Origin of the sequence: Escherichia sp. KTE172, assembly GCF_000408845.1 — a bacterium.
In the GTDB taxonomy this organism is placed as follows: Bacteria; Pseudomonadota; Gammaproteobacteria; order Enterobacterales; family Enterobacteriaceae; genus Escherichia; species Escherichia coli.
Window position 1 is genome coordinate 1024665 of record NZ_KE137316.1, and the last position, 10649, is coordinate 1035313.

A 10649-nucleotide genomic window follows, 5' to 3' on the forward strand; every position below is an offset into this window, starting at 1 on the left:
CGTCTTCTCCGGGAGACGTGGCTTTTTTCATTTATTACACCAGTAAATCTTAACCACCGATAAGGAGCAAATCATGCGATTAACCAGTCGTTTTGGTTATGTAAACCAGATACGCCGTGACCGTCCGCTGACACACGAAGAACTGATGCACCATGTACCGGGTATTTTCGGTGAAGACCGGCATACCTCCTGCAGTGAACGCTATACGTACATCCCCACCATCACCGTACTGGAAAGCCTGCAGCGGGAAGGCTTTCATCCATTCTTCGCCTGCCAGACCCGCGTACGTGACCCGGACCGCCGGGAATACACCAAACACATGCTGCGTCTGCGCCGTAACGGAGAGATAAACGGAGAACATGTCCCTGAAATTATTCTGCTCAACTCTCATGACGGTACCTCCAGCTACCAGATGCTGCCGGGTTACTTCAGGTTCGTCTGCCAGAACGGATGCGTCTGTGGTCAGTCTCTGGGGGAAGTGCGTGTTCCGCACCGGGGAAATGTGGTGGACAGAGTCATTGAAGGGGCTTACGAGGTGGTGGGCGTGTTTGACCGGATAGAGGAGAAGCGTGATGCCATGCAGTCGCTGATTCTGCCGCCACCGGCACGCCAGGCGCTGGCACAGGCGGCACTGACTTACCGTTATGGTGACGAACATCGGCCCGTCACCACCGCCGACATTCTGACGCCACGACGCCGGGAGGATTACGGTAAGGACCTGTGGAGTACTTATCAGACCATCCAGGAGAATATGCTGAAAGGCGGGATTTCCGGTCGCAGTGCAAAAGGAAAACGTATCCACACCCGTGCCATTCACAGCATCGACACCGATATTAAGCTCAACCGCGCATTGTGGGTAATGGCAGAAACGCTGCTGGAGAGCCTGCGCTGATGCAGCATGTCCCTGAAGGCGTGATTCAGGCACCAGAATCACCCGACGCCCCGGAGGCGCTGCCGGGGTGTCGTTCCATTTCTGATGATGACCTGTGCGCCTGGTGTACCCGTCTGCTTTACCGTCCCGGAGAAATCAGTCTGTGCAGACTGAGTACAGGCAATGGCATCTGGCCATCCGTCTGTGACCGGAACGGTTACGCGTACGGCTGTCCGGAATTTCAGCCGAATATCATTCATCCCTGATATTACCGGGTCTCACGGTCAGTGATGAACGTGATGTTGCCAGCTCCCGACCTTTACTCCCTCTCATTTATTCACATTACAAGGATTTCATACATGAAAACATTGTCTCAGAACACCACCTCTTCGGCCTGTGCACCGGAGACTGGCCTGCAACAACTGGTTGCCACCATAGTCCCTGATGAACAGCGCATCAGCTTCTGGCCGCAGCATTTTGGCCTCATTCCACAGTGGGTGACCCTGGAGCCCCGTGTCTTCGGCTGGATGGACCGTCTGTGCGAAAACTACTGCGGTGGTATCTGGAATCTGTACACCCTGAACAACGGCGGGGCATTTATGGCCCCTGAACCGGATGACTATGATGACGAAACATGGGTACTGTTCAATGCCATGAACGGTAACCGCGCTGAAATGAGCCCGGAAGCCGCCGGCATTGCCGCCTGTCTGATGACGTACAGTCATCACGCCTGCCGTACGGAGTGTTATGCCATGACGGTTCATTATTACCGTCTGCGGGATTACGCCCTGCAGCATCCGGAATGCAGCGCCATTATGCGCATTATTGACTGAAAGGGGGCCGGAACAATGCAACAGATTTCCTTTCTGCCCGGAGAAATGACAACCAGAGAGCGCAGCCTCATTCAGCGGGCCCTGAAAACCCTGGACCGCCATCTTCATGAACCCGGCGTGGCCTTCACCTCCACCCGTGCGGCACGGGAATGGCTGATTCTGAACATGGCGGGACTGGAGCGTGAAGAATTCCGGGTGCTGTATCTGAATAACCAGAATCAGCTGATTGCCGGTGAAACCCTCTTCACCGGCACCATCAACCGCACGGAAGTCCATCCCCGGGAAGTGATTAAACGCGCCCTGTATCACAATGCCGCAGCCGTGGTGCTGGCGCACAATCACCCGTCCGGTGAAGTCACACCCAGTAAGGCAGACCGGCTTATCACCGAACGTCTGGTACAGGCACTGGGCCTGGTGGATATCCGGGTGCCGGACCATCTGATAGTCGGTGGCAGCCAGGTTTTCTCCTTTGCCGAACATGGTCTGCTTTAACCCGTCACAACCACATCACACCTGTTTTCACTTTTATCTTCTGTCTTCAGAGGTATCCCACTATGAAAATCATCACCCGTGGCGAAGCCATGCGTATTCACCGTCAGCATCCTGCATCCCGTCTTTTTCCGTTCTGTACCGGCAAATACCGCTGGCACGGCAGTGCTGAAGCGTATACCGGTCGTGAAGTGCAGGATATTCCCGGTGTGCTGGCCGTGTTTGCTGAACGCCGTAAGGACAGTTTTGGCCCGTATGTCCGGCTGATGAGCGTCACTCTGAACTGAGTCAGTAAGGGCATTCTGATGAGCAGAATTATCACCACCACCGTGTATACACTGCATGAGCTATCCTCCACCGCACAGGAAAAAGCCCGCGACTGGTACCGTCAGCATCATGCTGACAGCAACTGGTATGAAAACGTGTATGAGGACTTCAGGGCGGTCTGTGGCATTTTCGGAATTGACCTCCGCCAGCGCGTTTTCCGGCTCAGCAACGGCAGGTTTATGGAAGAGGCGTGCATCTGGTTCAGCGGATTCTGCAGCCAGGGGGACGGAGCCTGTTTTGAAGGACGCTGGCACTGGCAGCCAGCAACAGCCAGAAGGCTCCGGGAGTATGCCACACAGGACCATGAACTCCATCGTATCGCGGATGCCCTGCAGGCGGTGCAGAAACGTAACTTCTGGCAACTGCAGGCTGAAATCCACCACCGGGGACGTTACTGCCATCCGTACAGCATGGATATCACTGTTACCCGGAACAGTCCGACTGGTCAGGCTATGACAGCCGATGCGGAAGCCGCTGTCAGCGAAGCCCTGCGCGACCTGGCCTTCTGGTTGTACCGTCAGCTGGAAAACGAGTACGACAGGCTGACCTCTGATGCCGCTGTGGATGAGGCCCTTCTCATCAACGAATACACCTTCACCGAAGCCGGTCTGCGCGCCGGCTGACCTGAGGACTTTATCGTGTCAGACAAACTCCATGAGACAAATTATCCCGACGACCATAACGACCGCCTCTGGTGGGGACTGCCCTGCACCGTGACGCCCTGTTTCGGGGCACGTCTGGTGCAGGAGGGTAACCGGTTGCATTACCTTGCCGACCGCGCCGGTATCAGAGGCCTGTTCAGCGATGCAGATGCGTACCACCTGGACCAGGCCTTTCCGCTGCTGATGAAACAACTGGAACTCATGCTCACCAGCGGTGAACTGAATCCCCGCCATCAGCATACCGTCACGCTGTATGCAAAAGGGCTGACCTGCAAAGCCGATACCCTCAGCAGTTGTGGTTACGTTTATCTGGCTGTTTATCCGACGCCCGAAATGAAAAATTAACTCTCCAGAATAGCCTTCTGCTACGGCCTGGTGTTTTCACCACGCCACTTTTCCATTTTTATATCTGCATATCAGGAAAATCTTCAGTATGAAAACATTACCTGTATTACCCGGGCAGGCGGCCAGTTCTCGCCCGTCTCCTGTTGAAATCTGGCAGATACTGCTGTCCCGACTGCTGGACCAGCACTATGGCCTCACACTGAATGACACACCGTTTGCCGATGAACGTGTGATTGAGCAGCATATTGAGGCAGGCATTTCACTGTGTGATGCGGTGAACTTTCTCGTGGAAAAATACGCGCTGGTGCGTACCGACCAGCCGGGATTCAGCGCCTGTACCCGCTCTCAGTTAATAAACAGCATCGATATCCTCCGGGCTCGCAGGGCGACCGGCCTGATGACCAGCGACAATTACAGAACGGTAAATAACATTACCCTGGGTAAGTATCCGGAGGCGAAATGATGACACTGGAAGCCGACAGCGTTAACGTACAGGCGCTGGATATGGGGCACATTGTCGTTGACATTGATGGTGTTAATATCACTGAACTGATTAATAAGGCCGCTGAAAACGGTTATTCACTCCGCGTGGTGGATGACCGTGACTCTACCGAAACACCGGCAACTTATGCCAGCCCTCACCAGTTGCTGTAAGACAATGCAGTGATACAGGGTATAGTGCCATTAACCACAGAAACAGCACTGTTGTCCTGTATTAAGCAGGCAAGAGAAGATGTCCTTACCCTGCGCCATCTGCAGCTTCTGCACCAGAACCGGTGAATCTCACTCAACAGGCTTCATTTCCCCTGACGCCAGCCTGAATACAGCTGGCGTTTTCATTTATAAACAGAAAGGAAAACCGATAATAATGGAATGGACGCCCCGACCATGAAGCAACGGTAGGATATTACTGATAAACCTTCCAGTGGAGGTGCGTTATGGCCGTTTTAACGATTAGCATTGACCTGACAAAAAATGAATTCCAAATCCACGGTCTGGGTAGGAACAGAAAAATCTAAGCTCAGAAAACGGATTAAAGTAAGCGTCAACGGAGCACCGTATTGACGCTTATTTATTGGTGAGAACTACGTTCCATGGCAGGAGTTCGTCAACACGGTTGGAGGGCCATTCCGGCAGTATGCTCAGAATATGGCGCAGATACGCTTCCGGATCGATACCGTTCAGACGGCAGGTGCCTGCTTTTCCGGCAACAAGCAGGAATCTCAGCGCTGAAGCAGGAATTAGAGGTAAAAACGCCCTACCGGGCCATGAATCACCCGGTCATTGGAGTAGTAACCAAAGCAGATTTAGCCAGCATGGAACAAATATCTTTGGTGACAAGTTGGTTACGGGAAGCTGGAGCGCACAACGTGTTAGTAACCAGTGCAGTTAATAACAATGGAGTTACAGAACTTTTTGCCTTGCTGCATACAGAAGAAGGCTGTTGTTAATTTCGATTGGTTCTCAGATGAGAATGATGACGGTGATACACAGATAAGAATCAATGAGCAATGAGGGTTGCCGGGCAACCCTCATTGAATAAAACGGGAATTACTTCGCTTCGCCGTTTTTCATTTCGCCCATAGCTTTCAGCTTTTTGGAGATATCGCGGCGTTCTTTGGAGAGCTCGGCATTTTTGATGATGTAATCGTCAACGCGATCTTCATAGTCACCTTTCATGCTGGCGATGATGCCCTGGATTGCTTCAACGCTCATCCCTGGCTTGATGTAATCGCTCAGGTTGTCCAGCAACAGGACGCGCTTCTGGTTGTCACGGATCTTTTTCTCAACGTCCTGAATTTCACGTTGCAGTTTGTTCTTACGACGGAACAGACGAACAAATTCCAGTACGTCCTGGAATGAAGGCTTGGTAGTTTCCATTTTTATACCCCTGATAATGTGAGAGTCGGATTCGTTTAAGCAACCGCTATTCGTTAGGGCCAACATTACTCATAGCTGCCGCAGATGACAATGCTTTTATCCCTTTTCACTATCATACCCTTTATCCTTGCTGAATCGAAGCAGCAGCAAGATGATTCTGAAGTTCAGGAATTATTTGCGCAAGGCCCGGCAAATCAGATTCGATAGCAACTCAAGCTGATGTGCCGTTTCCATGTTCAGCCACACATAACCATAGATTGGTGTTTCCAAGACTTTCAGGTCATGGTGGTTATCGAGCAACTGACGCAGCTCTTCCACAGCATCGTTCAATTTTTCCGTATTGGCAAAAACCGGCTGCGGATTACCTTCGTACAGCGCATGAACAAGGCTCAGCAGTATTTGCTGCATCATGTGCTGGGTATCACGAAGTTTTTGCGCGTTCAATAACACGAAATGGCTGGGGCGCGTGGCCCAGTATGCATTGATTTGCAACTCCAGCATACAAACCAGATTGCGATTAATGGTCTGGATACCTTCATATATCGATTTGGGAATACGGGTTTCTTTGCTGGCGGGCGCAATCAGCCCACGCATTTTCACGGCATCGGTCAGGAGTTTTTGTAGATGGCTTTCCAGACGTGGGCGTTCGAGTAAGTTCGGTGAGAATGCAGATTGATAGACCCGATTATACTCGGTCAGACTTTTCGCCAGTTGAATGCGCCAGTGGATGAACGCCCGTTGTGGCCAGATACCGGTAAACAACATTGCCAGTAAAGAGCCGAGGATCACATCGCCGCTTCGCCATAACGCCGTATCAATTTCACCTGTCGGGGAACCCACAACAATTGCCAGCGTCACCCCAATCAATAATCCTTGATACGGTTTCTTGCCCAGCGCCAGCCAACCGCAAAGAAACATCGCCGCCGCGCACCAGACTAACATCAGCGGTAACGAAATTAACTCCAGTTGCAGAGCGATAAGACCTAAAATCGAACCCAACACCGTACCGCCAATACGTTCGAAGGCACGAGGGACAACGTTCCCCCAGAACGAGATTGGCCCCATAATCACCACCATGGTGACCAGCGGCCAGGTGCTTTCCGGGATAGTAAACAGGCGGATAATGAGAAAAGTGAGCAGGAATGCCAGCGCGACCCGAGTACCATGCACAATGCGGTAATGGCGGTATACCCGGATTTCAAACGGGCTTAATGACTTATCGGCACGCACGCAGAAACTCCGTAATGAAGATGAAAAGCGCTCATAACACATCTGTCGGCCAGAAGGCGCGCCTCTGAGTTATCCGACGGACATACCGGGAACAGTGTAATTTCCCGGCAGGAGCGAAAAATTTGAAAGGCGCATCTTACTCTTTTCGCTTTCAAAAAAAGAGTGGTCTTCGCGTTAACACACCGCCCTGAGATGAATTAGTGATGTTTTGGCTGCACCGCAACATACATTTCGATATCCCAGTACCCATCTTCCGCGCCATTGTTCAAGTAAACCTCGAAGCAGGGCTTTGGTAACATTTCATAAGCACTGTCCTGCAAGAGGCTATTAAAGAACTGATACCAGGGTTTAGCAAAATCATCACCGACTACACGAGCCACCGCCACCGCATACTGACCACCTGAAATTTCTGTCAGAATGACGCCCTCACTGTTTTCGGGGAGCGTAAAGTTATTCGGTACCGTCACGACGGTGTCGCAGCGTAATTTTTCGGCGGGTGTTTCATCTGGATTGTCGTAATAGACAGCAACCCACTCCTTCGGCACAATATTTTTGCTATCTATCCACATCATCAACTGCTCAAAACCTTTCTTTACCATCTGCTCCCACGGGCCAACAAGATGGAAACCTGCAACGGTACGTTTATCTTCCTGCTTAATCTCGTAGTTCATGACGCCTCCACTAACACTGTTTTTATATACAGTATAGTTGCAATATTAAAACCACAAGGAATGAGTGTTGATTATGCGAGCAGACTCGCACTCCTGCCAGTCTGCTGCAAAAGAAAGGTCAGGCCTTATGGTGGAAATAATCACTCAGGCGGGAAAACATGCTGCCTTCCCCGACAGATTCCAGGGTAACCAGCGGCCAGTGCGCCACCTGTTTATCACGGTCGTAAAGTTCAATTTCCCCTACCCGCTGATGGGCGCTAATTGGCGCGGTGAGTTCTTTACCATCAAGGGTATATTTGGCTTTGATATGTGGAATTTCGGCTTTCGGTAGCACCATCCAGAACTCTTGTTCCGTTCCCAGGGCGATATTTTCTTTATCACCATACCAGATGCGTTCCGTACCGACCTTTTTCCCACGGTGCAAAATTTGCACCGTAGTAAAGTTTTGTTGCCCCCAACGCAGTAATTTTCTTGCCTCTTCCTCACGACCTTTTGCGCTGTCAGCCCCCATTACCACTGCAATGAGGCGACGCTGCCCGTCTACAGCCGAAGCAATAAGATTAAACCCGGCACCAGAAGTATGGCCCGTTTTCAGGCCGTCAACATTCATGGTTTTATCCCACAATAACCCGTTACGGTTTTGCTGGGTGATACCGTTCCAGGTGAGGCTTTTCTCACTGTACATATGATAAAACTCGGGCTCGCCGTGGATGATAGCGCGAGAAAGCACGGCTAAATCATAAGCCGAGCTATGCTGGCCAGGTGCATCCAGACCATGCACTGTTTCAAAATGCGTATCCTTGAGATGCAGCTTCTCGGCATAGTTGTTCATCATTTCAACAAACTGCCGTTGCCCACCGGCAATATAGTCAGCCAGAGCAACACAAGCGTCATTTCCGGAATCCACAATTAAACCACGGCTTAAATCACGTACCGATACGCGATCGCCCTCTTTCAAAAACATCAGTGAAGAACCGACAAACACCGGATTATCTTTCGCCCACGCATCACGCCCCACGGTGACAATATCGTCTGGCGTAATGCGATGACTATCGATAGCGCGATCCACGACATAGCCCGTCATCAGCTTTGTCAGGCTGGCGGGATTGCGCTGTTGATGCTCATTACCCGCGGTGAGAATCTGACCGGTGGTGTAATCCATCAATACCCAGGACCCGGCATGAATCTCTGGAGGCTGAGGTGAAAAAGGAATGTTTTCCGCCGCAAAACCAGACGATAAATTAAAAACGAACAAAGAAGCAGCAATAATAAGACGGCGTTTCAACAGCAAACCCTCAGGTGTTTCAAATAGCTGTTCTTTTTACGGAAATACTTATGAACTGGCTGGAATAAAGTGCAAGAAAATGTGACTACTATCTCATTTTTATCTGACATGATCTGTTGCCACTCGCTGCCAAATTGTCGCGCTAAAGCTGATTAGCACGGTGATATTTGATACTCTGGCAGACAGCAGAAATAACGGATTTAACCTAATGATGAATGACGGTAAGCAACAATCTACCTTTTTGTTTCACGATTACGAAACCTTTGGAACGCACCCCGCGTTAGATCGCCCTGCACAGTTCGCAGCCATTCGCACTGATAACGAATTCAATGTCATCGGCGAACCCGAAGTCTTTTACTGCAAGCCCGCGGATGACTATTTACCCCAGCCTGGAGCAGTATTAATTACCGGTATTACCCCGCAGGAGGCACGGGCGAAAGGAGAAAACGAAGCCGCGTTTGCCGCCCGTATTCACTCGCTTTTTACCGTACCGAAGACCTGTATTCTGGGCTACAACAATGTGCGTTTCGACGACGAAGTCACACGCAACGTTTTTTATCGTAATTTCTACGATCCTTACGCCTGGAGCTGGCAGCATGATAACTCGCGCTGGGATTTACTGGATGTTATGCGTGCCTGTTATGCCCTGCGCCCGGAAGGAATAAACTGGCCTGAAAATGATGACGGTCTACCGAGCTTTCGCCTTGAGCATTTAACCAAAGCGAATGGTATTGAACATAGCAACGCCCACGATGCGATGGCTGATGTGTACGCCACTATTGCGATGGCGAAACTGGTAAAAACGCGTCAGCCACGCCTGTTTGATTATCTCTTTACCCATCGTAATAAACACAAACTGATGGCGTTGATTGATGTTCCGCAGATGAAACCCCTAGTTCACGTTTCCGGAATGTTTGGGGCATGGCGTGGCAATACCAGCTGGGTGGCACCGCTGGCGTGGCATCCTGAAAATCGCAATGCCGTAATTTTGGTGGATTTGGCAGGAGACATTTCGCCATTACTGGAGCTGGATAGCGACACATTGCGCGAGCGTTTATATACCGCAAAAGCCGATCTTGGCGATAACGCCGCCGTTCCGGTTAAGCTGGTGCATATCAATAAATGTCCGGTACTGGCCCAGGCGAATACGCTACGCCCGGAAGATGCCGACCGACTGGGAATTAATCGTCAGCATTGCCTCGATAACCTAAAAATTCTGCGTGAAAATCCGCAAGTGCGTGAAAAAGTGGTGGCGATATTCGCGGAAGCCGAACCGTTTACACCTTCAGATAACGTGGATGCACAGCTTTATAATGGCTTTTTCAGTGACGCCGATCGTGCAGCAATGAAAATTGTGCTGGAAACCGAGCCGCGTAATTTACCGGCACTGGATATCACTTTTGTTGATAAACGAATTGAAAAACTGTTGTTCAATTATCGAGCGCGCAACTTCCCGGGGACGCTGGATTATGCCGAGCAGCAACGCTGGCTGGAGCACCGCCGCCAGGTCTTCACGCCAGAGTTTTTGCAGGGCTATGCTGATGAATTGCAGATGCTGGCACAACAGTATGCCGATGACAAAGAGAAAGTGGCGCTGTTAAAAGCGCTTTGGCAGTACGCGGAAGAGATCGTCTGAAAATAAATATCCTCCGGCATAGCCGGAGGTTTTTCAAATGCGCCTTTAAGGCTCTCTTACCAGCCGCGCCCTAACAGGCGCACACGATCTGACATTTGCATCCAACTTCGTTACTTACGGCCCGTAAACGGGCTGCCCGGATAGGGAATCGATAACTGCTCTCCCATTTTATCCTCTTCAAGCTGGTGCTTTATGTAATCCTGTATCTTCGCCGTGTTCTTACCCACCGTATCGACGTAATACCCTCTGCACCAGAACTCCCTGTTCCTGTATTTGAATTTCAAATCACCAAACTGCTCGTAAGGCATCAGACTGCTTTTCCCTTTCAGATATCCCATAAAGCCTGATACGCTCATTTTGGGCGGGATCTCCACAAGCATATGGATATGATCTGCACAGCATTCAGCTTCCAGAATCCG

Annotated in this window: 16 protein-coding genes and 2 pseudogenes; 12 read left to right on the top strand and 6 right to left on the bottom strand. The window is 50.8% G+C overall.

The features are described from left to right. Window positions 1-73 precede the first annotated feature (73 nt). From G434_RS18625 to G434_RS29700, 10 genes and pseudogenes are all read left to right on the top strand, one after another. Window positions 74-892 (top strand): DUF932 domain-containing protein, encoded by an 819-nt coding sequence (locus G434_RS18625; protein ID WP_001542275.1) that lies wholly within the window; start codon window positions 74-76, stop codon window positions 890-892. Further along, complete coding sequence (locus G434_RS18620) at window positions 892-1137, top strand: hypothetical protein (protein WP_001164966.1); 246 nt, start codon at window positions 892-894, stop codon at window positions 1135-1137. The genes G434_RS18625 and G434_RS18620 overlap by 1 nt, the downstream gene beginning before the upstream one ends. A 93-nt stretch (window positions 1138-1230) precedes the next feature. Then, window positions 1231-1704, top strand: a complete 474-nt coding sequence (locus tag G434_RS18615) for an antirestriction protein (RefSeq protein ID WP_001542276.1) — start codon at window positions 1231-1233, stop codon at window positions 1702-1704. A gap of 15 nt (window positions 1705-1719) precedes the next feature. Then, on the top strand, window positions 1720-2196 hold the full coding sequence (locus G434_RS18610; protein WP_001186200.1) for a JAB domain-containing protein: 477 nt from the start codon (window positions 1720-1722) through the stop codon (window positions 2194-2196). A 62-nt stretch (window positions 2197-2258) separates the two neighbouring features. Then, the gene (locus G434_RS18605; protein WP_000692345.1) at window positions 2259-2480 is read left to right on the top strand and encodes a DUF987 domain-containing protein; all 222 of its coding nucleotides are present in this window, start codon (window positions 2259-2261) and stop codon (window positions 2478-2480) included. 18 nt (window positions 2481-2498) lie between these two features. Continuing rightward, entirely contained in the window at window positions 2499-3143 is a 645-nt protein-coding gene (locus tag G434_RS18600; RefSeq protein WP_000086752.1) for a hypothetical protein, read from the top strand. A 15-nt stretch (window positions 3144-3158) separates the two neighbouring features. After that, complete coding sequence (locus G434_RS18595) at window positions 3159-3527, top strand: type IV toxin-antitoxin system YeeU family antitoxin (RefSeq protein ID WP_001280918.1); 369 nt, start codon at window positions 3159-3161, stop codon at window positions 3525-3527. Between the two features lie 88 nt (window positions 3528-3615). Beyond that, entirely contained in the window at window positions 3616-3990 is a 375-nt protein-coding gene (gene cbtA / locus G434_RS18590) for a type IV toxin-antitoxin system cytoskeleton-binding toxin CbtA (protein WP_000854815.1), read from the top strand. Further along, the gene (locus G434_RS18585; RefSeq protein ID WP_000988600.1) at window positions 3987-4181 is read left to right on the top strand and encodes a DUF5983 family protein; all 195 of its coding nucleotides are present in this window, start codon (window positions 3987-3989) and stop codon (window positions 4179-4181) included. The genes cbtA and G434_RS18585 overlap by 4 nt, the downstream gene beginning before the upstream one ends. Window positions 4182-4214: 33 nt before the next feature. Further along, window positions 4215-4307 (top strand): annotated as a pseudogene (locus tag G434_RS29700) (DUF957 domain-containing protein); the annotation flags it as partial. A gap of 288 nt (window positions 4308-4595) precedes the next feature. Here the strand turns inward: G434_RS29700 and G434_RS0125015 are convergent. Beyond that, a pseudogene (locus G434_RS0125015) lies at window positions 4596-4733 on the bottom strand (transposase domain-containing protein); the annotation flags it as partial. 62 nt (window positions 4734-4795) lie between these two features. Between G434_RS0125015 and G434_RS0125020 the strand changes: the two are divergent. Then, entirely contained in the window at window positions 4796-4978 is a 183-nt protein-coding gene (locus G434_RS0125020; RefSeq protein WP_001296208.1) for a EutP/PduV family microcompartment system protein, read from the top strand. Window positions 4979-5078: 100 nt separating this feature from the next. Here the strand turns inward: G434_RS0125020 and G434_RS18580 are convergent, their stop codons facing one another. From G434_RS18580 to dacD, 4 genes are all read right to left on the bottom strand, one after another. Then, a complete protein-coding gene (locus G434_RS18580) occupies window positions 5079-5408 on the bottom strand; it encodes a DUF496 family protein (protein WP_000450409.1) in 330 nt (109 codons plus the stop codon). Between the two features lie 171 nt (window positions 5409-5579). Then, a complete protein-coding gene (locus G434_RS18575; RefSeq protein WP_001200889.1) occupies window positions 5580-6638 on the bottom strand; it encodes an FUSC family protein in 1059 nt (352 codons plus the stop codon). A gap of 197 nt (window positions 6639-6835) precedes the next feature. After that, window positions 6836-7309, bottom strand: coding sequence for a DNA gyrase inhibitor SbmC (gene sbmC, locus G434_RS18570; RefSeq protein WP_001105368.1), 474 nt, complete (start codon window positions 7307-7309; stop codon window positions 6836-6838). A 118-nt stretch (window positions 7310-7427) separates the two neighbouring features. Continuing rightward, on the bottom strand, window positions 7428-8594 hold the full coding sequence (gene dacD, locus G434_RS18565) for a serine-type D-Ala-D-Ala carboxypeptidase DacD (protein ID WP_001296209.1): 1167 nt from the start codon (window positions 8592-8594) through the stop codon (window positions 7428-7430). A 208-nt stretch (window positions 8595-8802) separates the two neighbouring features. Here dacD and sbcB point away from each other — a divergent pair, with 208 nt between their 5' ends. Then, on the top strand, window positions 8803-10230 hold the full coding sequence (sbcB, locus tag G434_RS18560) for an exodeoxyribonuclease I (protein ID WP_000980556.1): 1428 nt from the start codon (window positions 8803-8805) through the stop codon (window positions 10228-10230). Window positions 10231-10340: 110 nt separating this feature from the next. Here sbcB and tnpA read toward each other — a convergent pair. Beyond that, window positions 10341-10649: IS200/IS605-like element IS200C family transposase (gene tnpA, locus G434_RS18555; protein ID WP_016249735.1), on the bottom strand; the 309-nt coding region annotated here is incomplete at its 5' end.